Source organism: Bradyrhizobium sp. SRL28 (assembly GCF_018596315.1).
Taxonomy (GTDB): domain Bacteria; phylum Pseudomonadota; class Alphaproteobacteria; order Rhizobiales; family Xanthobacteraceae; genus Bradyrhizobium.
The window spans coordinates 1-16,340 of the sequence record NZ_JAHEAG010000078.1; the positions used below are offsets into that span (position 1 = coordinate 1).

Below are 16,340 nucleotides of genomic sequence, written 5' to 3' on the forward strand. Positions count from 1 at the left end.
CGTCGGCATGACGTAGGCGTAGATCCGGCCGCGCGAGACCGGGGCTTCGCGGACGCGGTTGCCGTTATTGCCTGATATCATGATCGGATTGCCCTTGGCATCGACGCCGGTGATGATGCCGACATGGCCGCCGCGGCGGCCGCGCGTCATCACCGCAATCGCGCCGACCTGCGGGCCGGAAACGCGCTGGCCGTATTTCGCGAACGAGTTCGCCATGTCCGAGCCGGTGCCGCGATAGCCGGAATGCTGCAGAACCATGTTCATGAAGCGCGCGCACCACAGGCTGCCGCGTCCCGTCGGGTTGCCGCCGAGATATTTGCGCGCTTCGGCGACGACGTTCGATGAGGTGAAGCTGGAGGCCATCGCGCCTCCGGCCGGCGTCACGGTTGCATTCGACCCGACGCTTGCACTCGTTACTACGCTTGCATCCGTTGCGACGCTTGCGTTGGCGTTAGCAAGACCGCGCGCCTGCATTTGCGCGACGCCACGCTCCCAGCGAGATGCACGCGCGGCCTGCCGGAGCCGGGCACGATGGCCACGATCGGTGCGCGCCTCTGTGACGACGTTGGGCGAGCCGAAGCCGCCAGGCGCAACCATCTGGGGGCTGCTTTCCATGAAGCTCGGGTTGGTATCGGCAAAGCCGCCGGCCTGCATTTGCGGCGCGCTGCGATCCCCGCGCGACATCCGCCCTGCATGGCGATGGTGGCGATAGGCGTAATGATGCTTGGCATGATGGCCGGCGTGATAGGCCCGGGCGTGTCGCCCTGCGCCGTGGTGAGGCCGTGCCGAAGCTGGAGAAACAAATACGACGATGGAAGCCGAACACAGTGCCAGTACGATGAAACGAAGCGACCGGCGAAACGCAAACAACTGACGCATACTTGATCCTCTGTAGATCCCCCACTTCCCCTTTGCGTTCGCGTACGAACGAACGCAGGCGGCGTTTTGCGTCTGGCTGTGACGGGAGGAAGATTTCATGTGGCGGCGCGGGAGCGGTTCCGGGGTGATTCCGCGACGATTCGATGGCGAAAATGAAACCAAGCTGCCGCATTGCAGCCCCGAGAATTAATTGCAATTTTGCTGGTCGGCCGCGCAAGGAAGTTGCGTGAAAGCAAGAAAATGGAGAGGAATCGGAAATGCCCTACGCCGTCGCCAAAGATAGCGTTCGTCTTCACTATGAAGAGGCGGGAAGCGGGACGCCGATTATCTTCCTGCACGAGTTCGCGGCCGACCACACCAACTGGGAGCCGCAGATGCGCTACTTCTCGCACGGCCACCGCTGCATCGCCTATTCGGCGCGCGGCTATACACCATCCGACGTGCCGCCTGACGCCGAATTCTACACCTTCAAGCATTTCTATACTGATGCGCTCGCCGTGCTCGATCACCTCGGCATTGCCAAAGCGCATTTCGTCGGCCTGTCGATGGGCTCCTATTCGTCGCTGCAGGTCGGCCTCAATGCGCCGGAGCGCGCGCTGTCGATGACGCTGGCCGCCGTGGGCTCAGGATCAAATTTGGAAAACCTCGACGCCTTCCGCGCACAATGCCGGGCCAATGCCGAGCAGTATGAAGCGATCGGCTCGGTCGAAGTTGCAAAAGTGACGCGCGAGGCGCCGAGCCGGATTCCGTTTTTGCTGAAGGACCCGCGCGGCCATGCCGATTTCTACGCCGCGCTGGCGCGGCATGACGCCCAGGGTTCGGCCAACACGATGCGCAGTTTTCAGGGCGCACGTCCCTCGATCTACACCATGACGGATGCGATCCGACGCGTGCCGACGCCGGCGCTGATCCTGTGCGGCGACGAGGACGACAATTGCATCGGGCCGAGCCTGTTCCTGAAGCAGCATCTGCCGGCGGCGGGGCTCTCGTTCTTTCCCAAATCAGGCCACGTGCTCAATCTCGAGGAGCCGGCGCTGTTCAACGAGATGGTGGAGCGGTTCATCGCGCTGGTGGAGGCCGGGAGATGGCCGGTGCGCGATCCGAGGTCGCTGGTGGCGGCGCCGGTCTGAGCCGTCATTCCGGGGCGCGCGCAGCGCGAGCCCGGAATCCATTCATCCACGTAGCCTGCTGCCCGATGGATTCCGGGCTTGATGCTTCGCATCGCCCCGGAATGACGACGAGGGCTACTTCCCCACCCCGCCCCTACTCAGCAGAAACACGCCCTGCTCGCCGAACATGTTCCAGACCCACCAGGGCAGGTTCAGCGGCACCGGGCGGCCGTAGAGATCGAGCGCCACCGCGCGCTCCATCTTGACGTTGATCGCGTCGCACAGCTCGACGAAATCCTTGATGGTGCAGAAGTGGATATTGGCCGTGTCGTACCAGGTCGCCGGCAAATTCTCCGTGCGCGGCATGTGGCCGCCGACAAGGAGCTGCAGCCGCATCTTCCAAAAGCCGAAGTTCGGAAACGAGACAATGGCGCGCCGGCCGATCCGCAAGAGATTCTCCAGCACGACCTTCGGCTGCCGCGTCGCCTGCAGCGTCTGCGACAGGATCACGTAGTCGAAGGCGTCATCAGGATAGTTGACGAGATCGGTGTCGGCATCGCCCTGCACCACGGCAAGCCCCCTGGCGACGCAACGGTTGACGCCCTCGCGCGACAGCTCGATGCCGCGGCCGTCGATGCCGCGGCTCTCCAGCAGCTGCAGCAACTCGCCATCGCCGCAGCCGACGTCGAGCACTTTCGAGCCGCGTCCGATCATGTCGGCGACCAGGAGATGATCGGTGCGATACTTGCCCGTGCGATCGGGCGCGACGCCGCCGAGCGGCAAAGCCTGTTCCTGAAGCGCCATGTCAGCCACCACCTACGCTACCAAGCCCGCGCGCCTTGCCGGCGGATTCCAGGAAGGCGCGGGAGATGTCGAAGAACTCCGGCACGTCGAGCAGGAAGGCGTCGTGGCCGCGATCGGTCTCGATCTCGGCGAACGACACCCGCGCGCTCGATGCGTTCAGCGCATGCACCAGCGCGCGCGATTCCGAGGTCGGGAACAGCCAGTCAGAGGTGAACGACACCACGCAGAAGCGGGTCTTGATGCCGCGAAACGCTTGCGCCAGCACGCCGTTGTGGTCGGCGGCGATATCGAAATAGTCCATCGCGCGCGTCAGATAGAGATAGCTGTTGGCGTCGAAGCGCTCGACAAAGGACGAGCCTTGGTAGCGCAGATAGCTTTCGACCTGAAAATCCGCATCGAACGAGAAAGTCGGCAGCTCGCGGTCCTGCATCCGCCGTCCGAACTTGCGATGCAGCGCGGCGTCGGAGAGATAGGTGATGTGCCCGGCCATCCGCGCCACGGCCAGCCCGCGGTGCGGGTGGGTGCTGCGTTCGAAATAGCGCCCATGATGCCAGTCCGGATCGGCCATCACAGCCTGCCGGCCGAGTTCGTGAAACGCGATGTTCTGCGCCGAATGGCGTGTCGAGCAGGCGACCGGCAGCGCCGAGAACACGCGCTCCGGATAGGCGGCAGTCCATTGCAGCACCTGCATGCCACCCATGGACCCGCCGATCACGCAGAACAATGTTTCGATCCCCAGCCGATCGAGCAACATGGCCTGCGCGCGGACCATGTCGGGGATGGTGATGAGCGGAAAATCCAACCCCCACGCCTTGCCGGTGGCCGGATTGGTCGAGGCCGGTCCGGTTGATCCCATGCAGCCGCCGATCACGTTCGCACAGATGATGAAATATCTGTCGGTATCGAGCGGACGGCCGGGACCGACCATGATTTCCCACCAGCCGGCCTTGCCGGTCAGCGGATGCAGATTGGCGACATGCTGATCGAGCGTCAGCGCGTGGCAGATCAGAATGGCGTTGGAGCGGTCGGCGTTCAGTTCGCCATAGGTCTGATAGGCGATCTGGAACGGCGCCAGATCGATGCCGCAATCGAGCTTCAAGGGCTGATCCATGCCGAACTTCGCCACTAGCGACGTCGGATGATCGGCCTCATGGGCGCGATCCTCGTTGAGGATCGAGGGGCTCGGTATCGGATGCACGTTTGTCATCGTGGCGACCTTCCTCCTCGCGGAGGCTCTACGGACAGAATCAGGCCATAAAAAACCCGGCCTGAACGAAAGGTTCGGCCGGGATCAACTCTGTCCCCGGCCTGTTTAGCGAGTTGTTTAACGTGGCTGCAAGCCGGCCGGCTCAAATGACCACGGAATGGAACAAAGCTAGTCCCGCCTAGGCATTTCGTCAAGGCAGGCGGGGCCGGGCAGGCATGGTTAACCTGATCGTGCAGGGCCCCCCGTGACGTTTCTCTTTGCTTTCAGCGCCCGTCTTTCCTAATCAATGCGACTGTCTGCCGGCCGCATCGGGCTGTTCCGGCACCAAGGTTTTTAAGATGTCCAAGGCACCCCCGGCCCCGCCCTCGCTGCAGGAACTCCGCAAGGAGATCGATGCGATCGACGAGCAGGTTCATCGCCTCCTGATGGCGCGCGGCGACATCATCGACCGGCTGATCCAGGTGAAGCAGACCCAGGAAGTCGGCTCCGCGTTCCGGCCTGCGCGCGAGGCCAGCATGATGCGGCAACTGGTGCAGCGCCATCGCGGCATCCTGCCGCTCGACACCATCGAGAGCATCTGGCGCGTCATCATCTCGACCTTCACTTACGTCCAGGCGCCGTTCTCGGTGCATGCGGACGTCTCGGTCAGCGAGCCCGCGATGCGGGATTCGGCGCGCTTTCATTTCGGCTTCGTCGTGCCCTATGTCGCACACTTCAGCGCGCAGGCCGCGGTGGAAGCCGTAGCGAAATCGAAGGGCGATCTGGCGCTGGTTTCGGCGATCTCCAGCCGCACGCCGTGGTGGATCGCGCTGGAATCAAGTGGCGCACCAAAAATCATCGCGCGGCTGCCGTTCCTCGAACGCGCCGATCATCCGGCCGCACTCCCCGTGTTCGTGATCTCGCGGGTCGCCGACGACGCCATGGTGACGGAAGTCCAGATGTGGAGCGTGCGCGTCTCCGGCTGGAACGCCGATATCGCGCGCGCGCTGGCGCCGCTCGCCGAAATCGTCGCCGTGCCCGATACCGCCTTCGACGGCGCGGCGCTTCTGGTGTCGGATGCCGGCACCGGCTTCGAGAAGATCAAGGCCGCTCTGATCCAGGCCGGCGCCTCGGTGCGCTCGTCGGCCCTCGTCGGCAGCCACGCAACGCGCTATACGGTGCCCCCGAACGGGGCAGCCAAGTCTTAAAGCCGCCAAGTCCTAAGCCGCCCTGAATATCCGGAGCCAGAAGATGAACCGCCCCGTGCCGAATCCCGGCATTCTCGATATTGCGCCCTACACGCCCGGCAAGACGCCGGTGCCGGAGCCGGGCCGCAAGGTGTTCAAGCTGTCCGCCAACGAGACTCCGTTCGGGCCGTCGCCGAAGGCCAGGGAAGTCTACAAGCAGGCGGCGGCGCATCTGGAGGACTATCCGGAAGGCACCTCGCGGGTGCTGCGCGAGGCGATCGGCCGCGCCTATGGGCTCGACCCCAACCGCATCATCTGCGGCGCCGGCTCGGACGAAATCCTCAACCTGCTGGCGCACACTTATCTGAGCCATGGGGATGAAGCGATCTCCACCGCCCACGGTTTTCTGGTGTACCCGATCGCGACGATGGCGAACGGCGGCAAGAACGTCGTCGCGCCCGAGACCAACTTCACCGCCGACGTCGACGCCATCCTTGCGCGCGTGACGCCGCGCACGAAACTGGTGTGGCTGGCCAACCCGAACAACCCGACCGGCACCTACGTGCCGTTCGACGAGGTCAAGCGGCTGCGCGCAGGTTTGCCGCCGCATGTGCTGCTGGTGCTCGATGCGGCCTATGCCGACTACGTGTCGCGCAACGATTACGAACTCGGCCTCGAACTGGTGGCGACCACCGAAAATACCGTGATGACGCATACCTTCTCCAAGATTCACGGGCTGGCCGCGTTGCGGATCGGCTGGATGTTCGGCCCTGCCAACATCATCGACGCGGTCAACCGGATCCGCGGGCCGTTCAACGTCTCGACGCCGGCGATGCTGGCGGCGGTGGCCGCGATCGAGGACACCGCGCATGTCCAGATGTCGAAGGCGTTCACCGAGCAGTGGCGCAACTGGCTGACGGAAGAGGTGACAAAACTCGGGCTGAAGGTCACGCCGAGCGTCGCGAATTTCGTGCTGATCCACTTCCCGCTCGACAAGGGCAAGACCTCGACTGAGGCAGACGCGTTCCTGACCAAACGGGGGCTGGTGCTGCGCGCGCTCAACAATTACGGCCTTCCCCACGCCCTGCGCATGACCATCGGCACCGAGGAGGCCAACCGCCTCGTCGTCGATGCCTTGCGCGACTTCATGGCGGCGACATGAACACCGTGCCGATCTTCCGACGCGTTGCGCTGATCGGCTTCGGCCTGATCGGCGGCTCGATCGCGCGCGCCGCGCGGGCGCAAGCGCTCGCCAGCGAAATCGTCACCACCGCGCGCTCGGAGAAGACGCGCGCGCGGGTGACCGAACTTTCCATCGTCGACCGCGTGCTGGAAACCAACGCGGAGGCCGTTGCGGACGCCGACCTCGTGATCCTCTGCATCCCGGTCGGCGCCTGCGGGCCGGTCGCCCAGGAAATCGCGCCTTTCCTCAAACCGGGCGCGATCGTCTCCGACGTCGGGTCGGTCAAGGGCGCGATCGTCCGCGAGATGGCGCCGCATCTGCCGCAGAGCGTCCATTTCGTTCCGGCGCATCCGGTGGCGGGCACCGAGCATTCCGGTCCCGAATCCGGTTTCGCCGAACTCTTCATCAACCGCTGGTGCATCCTCACGCCGCCCGATGGCACCGATCCCATGGCGGTCGAAACCCTGCGTGCGTTCTGGGCCGGCATGGGCGCCAAGGTCGAGATCATGACGCCTGACCATCATGATCTGGTGCTGGCGATCACGAGCCACCTGCCGCATCTGATCGCCTACACCATCGTCGGCACCGCGGATGAGCTGGCGCAGGTGACGTCGTCGGAAGTGATAAAATTCTCCGCCGGCGGCTTTCGCGATTTCACCCGTATCGCAGCGTCCGATCCCACGATGTGGCGCGACGTGTTTTTGAACAACAAGGAAGCCGTGCTGGAAATGCTCGGCACCTTCAACGAGGATCTTTCAAAACTCACCCGCGCCATCCGCCGCAACGATGGCGAAGCGCTGTTCGAGCACTTCACCCGCACCCGCGCCATCCGCCGCGGCATCGTCGAGATCGGCCAGGATTCGGCGGCGCCCGATTTCGGCCGGCCGCATCCGCCGATGGCGAAGAAGGCGGAGTGAGAGAAATCGCAAGACTGCAAATACCCCGCGCAGTGTTTGGTCCGGGGACATGGCTGACACCTGTTCGGAAACATCACTGACACTTTCTCCAGTTATCAAGTCTTGGCGATCTATCAGCTGGCGAAGTAGCTTCCGTAACGTCCATCGCGATCGAGGCTCCAGTTTGGAAGCTTGAATCGCGCACCGGGCCACGCCATCAACCCGCAAAGGCGCGTCGCGGCGGATGTCGCCACCCTGATTACTTCCGCTTTCAGCGGGCATAGCCGACAGCCTGGACCCTGCCAGCAACGCGTTCCGGTCGCGATTGATCGAAGTGGAACCGCGAAATCAAAATTTCCCGAATTTTGAATGTTGGCACAACGCGCATATTGCTTTCGAGCGGATGTGATAGTGTTCACGACGCCGAGTAATGAGTTGGGCAGCGGCCGACGACCGGTCGCTGGAAAAGCATCCTCGACTACGTCAAATCATCCTGGGGCGCGACATGCAAACCGATGAGGGCGGCCCGAACCGACGAGACATCCTGCTGGGGGGCACGGCGCTCGCCGCGACCTCGGCCATTGTAGTCGACGGCTCCGTAAGGGTCGCGCAGGCGCAGCAACAATCGCGGTCGGCACCGAGCGGTCCTCCTAACATCGTCTACTTTCTCGTCGACAATCTCGGCTACGGCGAGCTGGGCTGCTACGGCGGTGGTATTCTCAGAGGAGCGGACACACGCCGGATCGATGCTTTCGCAGGCGAGGGCATGAAGCTGCTCAATTTCGCTCCCGAGGCGCAGTGCACGCCGTCCCGCTCCGCGTTGATGACTGGCCGCTATGCCGTCCGCTCGGGCAATCACACAGTCGCATTGCCCGGCGAAGAGGGTGGCTTGGTCGCGTGGGAGCGGACGATGGGCGATGTGCTGTCGGCGCGGGGGTATGCCACTGTCGGAAAATGGCACATCGGCGGGTCGGCGGGGCGGTGGCCGACCGATCACGGCTTCGACGAATGGTACGGCCCGCCGCGCACCTGGGACGAGTCGCTCTGGCCTACCGATCCTTGGTACGACCCCAAGCGCGACGGCACCAGTAACATGCTTGAGGCCCGCAAGGGCGACCGCGAGCCGCGAGCCGTCAAGCAACTCGACCTCGACGTCAGGCGCGACGTCGACCGCGAATTCCTCACGCGCGGCAAGGCCTTTATGAAGCGCAGCGCAGACGCAGGAAAGCCGTTCTTCCTCTACTTCAACCACTCACTGATGCATATGCCCACGATCCCACGCCCGGAGTTCAAGGGAAAATCAGGCCAGGGCGATTGGGCGGACTGCCTGCTCGAACTCGATTCCGATTTCGGCGAGATCCTGGATACGCTGAAGGAGCTCAAGGTCGACGACAACACCATCGTCGTTTTCTCCGGAGACAACGGGCCGGAGGAACTGGAAACCTGGCGCGGTCATCCCGGCTTCTTCGATGGCTCCTACTTCACGGGCATGGAAGGCTCGCTGCGCACACCCTGCATCGTGCGCTATCCCGGCAAGGTGCCGGGCGGAAAGCAAAGCAACGATGTCGTCCACATCACCGACATGTTCACCACGCTCCTGCGGTGGACCGGCGCCGACGTGCCGGCCGACCGCGTCATCGACGGTATCGACCAGCGAGAGTTTCTGGAGGGCAAGCGAGACCGTTCGGCGCGAGACGGCTTTCCCTATTGGATGGGAGAGACGCTTTACGGCGTGAAGTGGCACAATTTCAAGCTGGTGATGTATCTGCAACGGAGCAGCTTGGAGCCCTCGCAGAAACTTGCGAGCCCGCATATCGTCAATCTGACGGTCGATCCCAAGGAACGCAAGGCGATCGACTTACCATACATGCATTCATGGACGTCTGCGCACTTCGGGAGGATCCTGAAGGAATTTGCAGTCAGCGTGAAACGCGAACCGCTGATCCCGGCCGGCGCGCCGCTGGACCACGTTCCCGTTCGGAAGACCTAAGATGATGCATTAAAAGCTGGAGCGGACCATGAAACCAACAGCGTTTGCGAGCGTGGCCCTGGGTGTGGCCATTTGTTCGCTGGTCATCGCCGGAAAGCCCTCACCCGCCCTGGCCGACGAAGGAGGTCTCAGCTTCTGGCTGCCAGGCACATTCGGCAGCCTCTCCGCGACCCCTGCAACGCCCGGATGGTCATGGGCGACGTTCTACATCCACACCGATGTCGCTTCAGTCGCGGGCGCGCAATTCCCGCGCGGCGGGCGGGTCGATGTCGGCCTCAGCGGCCGAGGCGACCTCGTTGGATTCGGGCCGACCTACGTCTTCGCGACCCCCGTTCTGGGCGCCCAGCTATCAGTCAGCGTCCTTGGCATCGCCGGACGAAGCGAGGCGTCGGCGGCGCTCTCCCTCACCGGCCCGCTCGGCAACACGATCGCGCTCAATCGGACGCAGGATCTGACTTCCTACGGAGACGTGATTCCTCAGGTGGCGCTCAAATGGAACCAAGGCGTCAACAACGTCATGGTCTACGGCACGGGCCTCATTCCCATCGGGGATTATGATCCCAACCGTCTCGCCAACCTCGGGATCGGACATGGCGCCATCGATTTCGGGGGAGGCTATACATATTTCGATCCCAAGTCCGGCAACGAGTTCTCCGCAGTCGCCGGGATGACCTACAATTTCAAGAACACCTACACGCAATACCAGAACGGAATGGATTTCCATGTCGATTGGGGCGCCTCCCACTTCTTCGACAACAAGCTTCAGCTCGGAGTCGTCGGCTACTACCTGCAGCAGGTGACCGACGACTTTGGAGCGCCTCCCGCACTTGGTGGTTTCCGCTCGCGTATTGCCGGTGTGGGGCCGCAGATCGGCTTTCTGTTCCCGGTCGGCGATATGCAAGGATACGTCAATGTAAAGGCCTACAAGGAGTTCGCGGCCCAGAACAGGCCGGATGGATGGAACGCTTGGCTAACCTTTGCGATATCTCCTGCCGCTCCAGAGCCGGCCTCGGCCAAACCGATAGTGCGGAAATACTGAAGACCGGGTCCAAATCCAAGTGGCCCAAGAGGCGAGATGTCTGCCTCTGGCACCTCGCGTCATTTCGTGGCAACGCAGCAAGTCAGTACTCACCCGCGCCATCCGACGCGGCATCGTCGAGATCGGCCAGGATTCGGCGGCGCCCGATTTCGGCCGGCCGCATCCGCCGATGGCGAAGATGGCGGAGTGAGCTTCCGCTCTCGCGGCCGTCATTGCGAGCGCAGCGAAGCAATCCATCTAGCCACGAAGGAAGAATGGATTGCTTCGTCGCTACGCTCCCTTGCGCAAACGCTTCGCGTTTGTCGCAGGCAATGACGTGGAGAGATCGTCAGCCTTGTAGCCCGGACTGGCTTGCCGCAGCTGGCTGAAGTGCCTTTGCTGAGCTTTAAGGTACGCACTCTCACTCGTTATCAGTCCACTTTTTCATAACGTTCATCCCTGCCACCATTTGCAGTCCAAGACCTGATACCCCCAGGATAGCGGCCAACTCCCAACCCGACGCTCCTGTCTTCGATCCAAGATAAGCAATTATGAAAGTGACTAGTACAACGCCCCCAAACCGATATCTGATGCTCACGTGCTTCTCCCGACCCTGCCATATCGTATGTTAAGCTATGTGTTTGCCAAGCTTGATGCCGCGACCTTCTCGCCGTCCATCTTCCGGCTACTGACAGACAATCATCTGAAAGCCGACGCAGATATTCTGGTCGCAGAGCTGGTTGTTGCTGATGATGCGCGTCGTGCTGCGTCCCGGCGTCGAGTCCTGAAAGGAAGAACTCGACGACCGAAAACCCTGGCTTACGCAAAAGGCATCGGCGGCGGGCTTTCCGCAATCTTTGCCAAATGATTTGCAGACATCGAGCCTGCTTCCTCTCCAAACGGGATTCGCGAAGACGCGGTTGCTGGAGATCGGGCCACTGCAGTTAATGAACCGAAATCCGGTGCAATTCGGGCCATTGCAGACCTGGTCGGTCCCGCTGACCCGGGTTCTTCCGACGCCTGATTCGGCCGCAAAACTTGCCGCCGCGGTGAAACGGCGACGCGTGCAGAACCTGTCTGCGGCCGGCTTTCCGCAGTTACTCGCCCAGGTCAGGCACCAGTCGAGCCGGTCATCGAACCAGCGCGGCTGATTGAAGGTCTGGTCGGCGAGCGCCGATCCGCAGCAAAAGAGGGTGAGCAGGAGGAGTGTCCTCAGAAATGCGATCATGGGTAATCTTCCAGTGGGTATAATCAGTTTGCGATGAATGGATTTGCGAAGGTGCGTGAAGCGCCCTTCGCAGGAGTTGCATCAGGGCCGGAAGCTGCGCCTACGATCTGACGCAGAGGAGCTGACCGTTGATGTTGGCAATGTCGCCTCGCGGACAAGAGTCCAGGCGGATACGCGTTCCACTGGCTGCGCCGCTCCGCGTCAGGCAGCTTGCGCGCAGAATGCCGTCCATCACCACAGCGCCGCCGCAGGACTGCTTGTAGCTGCCGGGCGGCAATCGAGAATGACAGGTCAAAGTGCCATATATGTTGTCTAGCCCCACCCCGGGTTGGCAACGCTGCAGGTCTATCGACGTTGCACGCAGAGAGCCGTGGCCGTTGTCGCACTTCGCCTTCACCGTGGATTGGATTTGAGTGATGCTCTGGCAGGTCTTGAGATAGCTGCCGCCTGGCACAGCAAACGCAGGACCTGAGAAGGCGACAATCGCGGCAGCCGTTAGAAGTCCAGGAATCGAAAGTGCGTATCTATTTGTCATGATGTCCTCCCAGGATGCAGGAACTGCACGTGGAGGACCTTAGGTGTCTTCAAGGCCATTGCCGTGATGAGCGTCACGCTCGATGGTGCCTGCAAGCTCGCATGGCGGATTAGAAGCGTAGGGCAGGAAAAGGCGCGCTTGCGCCGTGCCACCATTCAGCCTCGATATGGGAAATGTGTTGGTGGGCACGCTTCCGCCTTGCTCGTTGAGCTACGGCAGACAGGTCGCTTTGCCGGGACGACGAAGGCTAAAACAGCGGCGGCACCTGCCCGACTTTCAGCGGCCCGAGAAACACCGCGCCGTCGACGAAGCGCAGCGGGAAGGCGCGGGCCTTCTTGCCTTCGAGCTCCGCCTCCTTGCCGAGCGAATTGATGCCGGCGGCGACGCCGGTATTGGCGTTCTGCTTGACGGCCTTGCCGAGGCCCGGGATCGCCCGGTCGAGCGCGCCGAACAGATTGTTGAGGTCCTGCGTCTTGACGCCCGGGGCGACGCGATCGAGCGTTGCCTGCGGCACGCCCTCCTCCAGCATCTTTTCGATGCCAAGCGCCGGAATCACTTTCTCGATCCCCGCCACCGTCATCTGCAATTCGCCGTCGATCCGCCCCTGCGCGTTGAGGCTCAACGTCCCCGCCGCGACCGAGACCAGATCGCCCTGTTGAATCCGCGACCGCACGATCTCGACACGGCCGCCCGCCGCCTGCAGTTCCCTGAACCGTTCCGGCCAGGGTTTCGGCGAAAAATCCTTCAAGCCGGTGAGCTTGGCCTCCACGCCGGCATCGAACGGCGCTGATAGCAGCGGATGCAGTTCCTGCACGCTGCCGCCTGCTATTTGCAACGCGGTTTCTATCACCGGATGATCTTTCGCCGACCCCTCGACGAGGCGCCCGTGCAACTCGGCTCGGCTGGCGCGGGCGAGCGGCGTCTGCACGGGACCGTTGACGCGATCGATCGACGGATTTTCGAACACGATAGACGCGCGCTGCGGAATATCAGGCAGTCCGCTGACGCTGCTGCGGCCGCTGGTCCAGTTCACCTTCAGCGACGGCGGCTGGCCGCGATCGGCCAGCGTGGCCGGCGCCTTGAATTCGGCGATCAGCAATTTCGGCTGGTAGATCTGCGCGATCACCATGATCTCGGCGAGCCGCGCGGTGAATGCCGTCTGCCCGCCGGCCGTCTGAGAAACCAGCGACACGCTGGCGTCGTCGCAGCGAACCTCGAAGCGGAACGGGAAGCCCGCCACCGAGCGCTTGCCGCACGCATAGACCCGGCCGGCCTTTGCCTCCTGCGCGGCCCACGCGTCGGCGCGGACGCCGGCTTCGGAAGCGGCATAGAACCAGAACGCGCTCCATGCCGCGGCGGCGACGACGAGCAGTGCGGGCACGATGAAGAGGCGCCACAGCGGGCGCCGGCGTGGCGCGGGGGTCATGTCAGGCATGCGGCGTCCTTTGGCTAGCGATTTTGTCAAATGTAAGCATCCACTCCCCACAACAAAAGGCATTGAAATCACTTCGCTTTGTCGCGCCGTTCTGGTAGCGGTGCGAGGGCATGTCCGCGATTACGCTGAACGATACGGAATTCTCGACAGGCGACCTCTGGGTGTTCGGTTACGGCTCCCTGATGTGGCGCCCGGGCTTCGAATTCATCGAGCGGGTTCCGGCCCGGCTGATCGGCGAGCACCGCGCGCTCTGCGTCTATTCCTTCGTCCATCGCGGCACGCCGGAAAAGCCGGGCCTTGTGCTCGGGCTCGATCGCGGCGGAGCCTGCCGCGGCGTCGCGTTCCGGGTCGCGGAAAAGAACAGCGCTGCGACCATCGCCTATTTGCGCGAGCGCGAGCAGGTCACCTCGGTGTACCGCGAGGTGAAACGATCGGTGTGGCTGGAGAACGAGGCGCGCCAGCGCGTCAGCGCCCTCGTCTACGTGGTCGACCGTGGCCACGTGCAATATGCGGGACGGCTTTCGCTCGCAGAACAGTTGCGTCACGTGCTGCAGGGGCACGGCCAGTCCGGCGTCAACCGCGACTACGTTGTGGCTACCGTGAAGGCGATCGAGGCGGAAGGTTTTCGCGATTCCCAACTGCATCGGCTCGCGACGATGCTGCACGATCAGCATCATCCGGCTCTTCCCGCAGAGAACAGCGACCGTTGAGCTGGGGTGTGTACTCACAAAGTCGACTGAAATGAAACCCAGTGGCTGCGATAGCCAGCATCCGCGATTGGAGGCATAGCGGTCCTCGAAGGTCGGTACTGGGCATGTCTGTTTATGAGACCCATACCGGAAGTCGGGCTCTGCTCGGAATTTTCCAGCCACTCAGTCGGTGCAAGATCAGAGTAACAGTCCACTCCGGATACTTCGCGGGTCGATACCTCGGTTCGAGGCAACGTAGTCGATCTCACCGCGCGTAGTGCCGATATCTTTCAGCTCCATGTCAGTTAGTTCAGACAAGGCGGAGCGCAATTTCTGCCGTTCGCGCCGCTCCTGAAAGGCATCCCAGTATTTCCAGATGAGGGTAGAGGCGCACCGTATCGACGCGGATGTTGTTCGGTCCAGCCACGTTGTGCTGTAGGTCGTGCTCATCGCGGTGTCTCCCCCGGACGATGTTTCTAGCCGTACAGGGTGCCAGCAGATCGACGGGTGCGCTTAACCGGTAGCTTACATTTTCCTCACAGCTAGCTTATTCTTGCAAGTTCCAGCGGAGCTAAGGCTTTAGCCAGTGATCGGGGCCCTCATCCAAGGGATTGCACCTTGCGCTATCTCTTCGAGGATTATGCATTAGACCCCGAGCGTCGCGAGTTATATCGCGGCGCGGACGTCGTCTCCGTGGCGCCACAGGTCTTTGACCTGCTCGACTACCTAATCCGCAACCGGGAGCGCGTCGTCAGCAAAGACGACCTCATCAACACCATTTGGAACGGGCGCAACGTGTCCGATGCGGCGCTCACGACCCGCCTGAATGTCGCCCGGCACGCGATTGGCGACACCGGGGAGAAACAGCGCCTCATCAAGACATTGCCACGGAAGGGGTTTCGCTTCGTCGGTACGGTTCGGGAAGCGAAGAAGCCCGCAGGCGGGGCGGTCAGCGATATTCCTACGGAACAGCCGAAACCCGCTCTCCCGCTCCCCGACAAGCCCTCCATCGCTGTGCTACCGTTTGAGACTATGAGCGGCGGTCCGGAGCAGGAATATTTCGCCGACGGCATGGTGGAAGACATCATCACGGGACTGTCGCGCTCAAAATCCGTGTTCGTCATCGCGCGACAATCCACCTTCACTTACAAGGGCAAAGCCGTCGATATCAAGGAAGTCGGACGTGAACTTGGCGTTCGCTACGTGCTCGAGGGCAGTGTCCGAAAGGCAGCCAATCGCGTTCGCATCACTGGACAGCTCATCGATGCCACAACAGGAGTGCATCTCTGGGCGGATCGGTTTGACAGCTTGCTTGAGGATATTTTCGATTTGCAGGATCAAATGACGAGCAACGTGATCGGCGCAATCGCTCCTCTACTGCAACGCGCCGAGATCGAGCGTGCACAGCGCAAACCAACCGGAAGCCTTCAGGCCTACGACTACTATCTTCGTGCGCTCGCCGCCTTTTATCGGCGCACCCGCGAAGAGACTACTGAAGCGCTCAGGCTTACGGAGATTGCCAATGGTATCGATCCGGAATTCGCCGCAGCGTACGCGCTCGGCGCTCGTTGCTATATTCAAAGGAAATCTTTCGGCTGGTGGACCGGTACTGCCGAGGAAATAGCTGAAACCCGGCATCTCGCGAGGCGGGCGATCGAACTCGATCAGGACGATCCATCAGTTCTTGCACGGGCCGGACATGCGCTTGCCTACGTAGTGGGTGAGGTCGAGGAAGGCGCGGACCTCGTCTCGCGGGCGATAAATTTAGATCCAAATCAGGCGACCGCACGATATTGGATGGGGTGGATCCACCTTTGTCTCGGGGAAATCGATCCCGCGATCGAGCAATTCCAAGTCGCGTTGCGTTTGAGCCCGCTGGATCCATCGATATTCACTGCTCATTCCGGGATGGCTTGGGCTCATTTTATGGCTGGCCGCAATGACGAGGCCTCATCGTGGGCGGCAGCTACTATCAGGCGGCAACCCAATTTTTTGGCCGGATACCGTATCATGATGGCATGCCATGCGATGTCTGGACGCGTTGAAGAGGCACGAAAGGCATGCATGCTCGCACTACAACTGGATCCCACCCTACGCATTTCCCGAATCAAGGACGTTGTCCCACTTCGAAGGGCGGAAGATATCGAAAGATTGGCACAAGCTTTCCGGATCGCGGGCTTGCCGGAATGACCGCTTTTGGC

15 protein-coding genes, 1 pseudogene and 1 riboswitch are annotated in these 16,340 nt (G+C 62.2%); of the genes and pseudogenes, 9 read left to right on the plus strand and 7 right to left on the minus strand.

Annotation, left to right across the window (positions count from 1 at the left end; all coding sequences use genetic code 11):
- The coding region (locus KIP88_RS43290; protein WP_214494169.1) for a TIGR02594 family protein at positions 1–879 on the minus strand (879 nt) is incomplete at its 3' end.
- Between the two features lie 257 nt (positions 880–1,136).
- On the opposite strand from KIP88_RS43290, the gene KIP88_RS43295 reads away from it, so the two are divergent.
- Positions 1,137–2,009: an alpha/beta fold hydrolase gene (locus KIP88_RS43295; RefSeq protein ID WP_214494170.1), complete on the plus strand. Its 873-nt coding sequence runs from the start codon at positions 1,137–1,139 to the stop codon at positions 2,007–2,009.
- A 114-nt stretch (positions 2,010–2,123) separates the two neighbouring features.
- Here the strand turns inward: KIP88_RS43295 and metW are convergent, their stop codons facing one another.
- Entirely contained in the window at positions 2,124–2,792 is a 669-nt protein-coding gene (gene metW, locus KIP88_RS43300) for a methionine biosynthesis protein MetW (protein WP_214494171.1), read from the minus strand.
- Between the two features lies 1 nt (position 2,793).
- Positions 2,794–3,999, minus strand: a complete 1,206-nt coding sequence (locus tag KIP88_RS43305) for a homoserine O-acetyltransferase (protein ID WP_214494172.1) — start codon at positions 3,997–3,999, stop codon at positions 2,794–2,796.
- Positions 4,000–4,083: 84 nt separating this feature from the next.
- Positions 4,084–4,163, minus strand: a riboswitch (SAM riboswitch).
- Positions 4,164–4,337: 174 nt separating this feature from the next.
- Between KIP88_RS43305 and KIP88_RS43310 the strand changes: the two genes are divergently transcribed.
- The 6 genes and pseudogenes from KIP88_RS43310 to KIP88_RS47460 all read left to right on the plus strand — a co-directional run.
- The gene (locus KIP88_RS43310) at positions 4,338–5,186 is read left to right on the plus strand and encodes a chorismate mutase (RefSeq protein ID WP_214494173.1); all 849 of its coding nucleotides are present in this window, start codon (positions 4,338–4,340) and stop codon (positions 5,184–5,186) included.
- A gap of 43 nt (positions 5,187–5,229) precedes the next feature.
- A complete protein-coding gene (gene hisC, locus KIP88_RS43315) occupies positions 5,230–6,327 on the plus strand; it encodes a histidinol-phosphate transaminase (protein WP_214494174.1) in 1,098 nt (365 codons plus the stop codon).
- Positions 6,324–7,265, plus strand: coding sequence for a prephenate/arogenate dehydrogenase family protein (locus KIP88_RS43320; protein WP_214494175.1), 942 nt, complete (start codon positions 6,324–6,326; stop codon positions 7,263–7,265). Before hisC ends, KIP88_RS43320 begins: the two co-directional genes overlap by 4 nt.
- A gap of 484 nt (positions 7,266–7,749) precedes the next feature.
- Entirely contained in the window at positions 7,750–9,234 is a 1,485-nt protein-coding gene (locus tag KIP88_RS43325; protein ID WP_214494176.1) for an arylsulfatase, read from the plus strand.
- Between the two features lie 28 nt (positions 9,235–9,262).
- Positions 9,263–10,273: a transporter gene (locus tag KIP88_RS43330; RefSeq protein WP_214494177.1), complete on the plus strand. Its 1,011-nt coding sequence runs from the start codon at positions 9,263–9,265 to the stop codon at positions 10,271–10,273.
- Between the two features lie 91 nt (positions 10,274–10,364).
- Positions 10,365–10,463 (plus strand): annotated as a pseudogene (locus tag KIP88_RS47460) (prephenate/arogenate dehydrogenase family protein); the annotation flags it as partial.
- Between the two features lie 474 nt (positions 10,464–10,937).
- On the opposite strand, the gene KIP88_RS43335 reads toward KIP88_RS47460, so the two are convergent.
- From KIP88_RS43335 to KIP88_RS43345, 3 genes are all read right to left on the minus strand, one after another.
- Positions 10,938–11,480, minus strand: a complete 543-nt coding sequence (locus tag KIP88_RS43335; protein WP_214494178.1) for a hypothetical protein — start codon at positions 11,478–11,480, stop codon at positions 10,938–10,940.
- Between the two features lie 100 nt (positions 11,481–11,580).
- Complete coding sequence (locus KIP88_RS43340) at positions 11,581–12,015, minus strand: CVNH domain-containing protein (RefSeq protein WP_214494179.1); 435 nt, start codon at positions 12,013–12,015, stop codon at positions 11,581–11,583.
- Between the two features lie 247 nt (positions 12,016–12,262).
- Positions 12,263–13,450 carry a DUF2125 domain-containing protein gene (locus KIP88_RS43345; protein ID WP_214494180.1) on the minus strand — a complete coding sequence of 396 codons (1,188 nt, stop codon included), beginning with the start codon at positions 13,448–13,450 and terminating at the stop codon, positions 12,263–12,265.
- A 110-nt stretch (positions 13,451–13,560) separates the two neighbouring features.
- On the opposite strand from KIP88_RS43345, the gene KIP88_RS43350 reads away from it, so the two are divergent.
- Entirely contained in the window at positions 13,561–14,160 is a 600-nt protein-coding gene (locus KIP88_RS43350; RefSeq protein ID WP_214494181.1) for a gamma-glutamylcyclotransferase, read from the plus strand.
- Positions 14,161–14,337: 177 nt separating this feature from the next.
- Here KIP88_RS43350 and KIP88_RS43355 read toward each other — a convergent pair whose 3' ends face one another.
- Positions 14,338–14,589, minus strand: a complete 252-nt coding sequence (locus KIP88_RS43355) for a DUF1127 domain-containing protein (protein WP_214494182.1) — start codon at positions 14,587–14,589, stop codon at positions 14,338–14,340.
- Positions 14,590–14,757: 168 nt separating this feature from the next.
- Here KIP88_RS43355 and KIP88_RS43360 point away from each other — a divergent pair, with 168 nt between their 5' ends.
- Positions 14,758–16,329, plus strand: coding sequence for a winged helix-turn-helix domain-containing protein (locus KIP88_RS43360; RefSeq protein ID WP_214494183.1), 1,572 nt, complete (start codon positions 14,758–14,760; stop codon positions 16,327–16,329).
- The last annotated feature ends 11 nt before the right edge of the window (positions 16,330–16,340 follow it).

Bases quoted from the DNA above. Each gene is read 5' to 3' on its own strand.
- KIP88_RS43305 (WP_214494172.1), bottom strand. From the start codon at position 3,999: ATGACAAACGTGCATCCGATACCGAGCCCCTCGATCCTCAACGAGGAT.
- KIP88_RS43340 (WP_214494179.1), bottom strand. From the start codon at position 12,015: ATGACAAATAGATACGCACTTTCGATTCCTGGACTTCTAACGGCTGCC.
- metW (WP_214494171.1), bottom strand. From the start codon at position 2,792: ATGGCGCTTCAGGAACAGGCTTTGCCGCTCGGCGGCGTCGCGCCCGAT.
- KIP88_RS43350 (WP_214494181.1), top strand. From the start codon at position 13,561: ATGTCCGCGATTACGCTGAACGATACGGAATTCTCGACAGGCGACCTC.
- KIP88_RS43325 (WP_214494176.1), top strand. From the start codon at position 7,750: ATGCAAACCGATGAGGGCGGCCCGAACCGACGAGACATCCTGCTGGGG.
- KIP88_RS43320 (WP_214494175.1), top strand. From the start codon at position 6,324: ATGAACACCGTGCCGATCTTCCGACGCGTTGCGCTGATCGGCTTCGGC.
- hisC (WP_214494174.1), top strand. From the start codon at position 5,230: ATGAACCGCCCCGTGCCGAATCCCGGCATTCTCGATATTGCGCCCTAC.
- KIP88_RS43310 (WP_214494173.1), top strand. From the start codon at position 4,338: ATGTCCAAGGCACCCCCGGCCCCGCCCTCGCTGCAGGAACTCCGCAAG.
- KIP88_RS43335 (WP_214494178.1), bottom strand. From the start codon at position 11,480: ATGATCGCATTTCTGAGGACACTCCTCCTGCTCACCCTCTTTTGCTGC.
- KIP88_RS43295 (WP_214494170.1), top strand. From the start codon at position 1,137: ATGCCCTACGCCGTCGCCAAAGATAGCGTTCGTCTTCACTATGAAGAG.
- KIP88_RS43330 (WP_214494177.1), top strand. From the start codon at position 9,263: ATGAAACCAACAGCGTTTGCGAGCGTGGCCCTGGGTGTGGCCATTTGT.
- KIP88_RS43345 (WP_214494180.1), bottom strand. From the start codon at position 13,450: ATGCCTGACATGACCCCCGCGCCACGCCGGCGCCCGCTGTGGCGCCTC.
- KIP88_RS43355 (WP_214494182.1), bottom strand. From the start codon at position 14,589: ATGAGCACGACCTACAGCACAACGTGGCTGGACCGAACAACATCCGCG.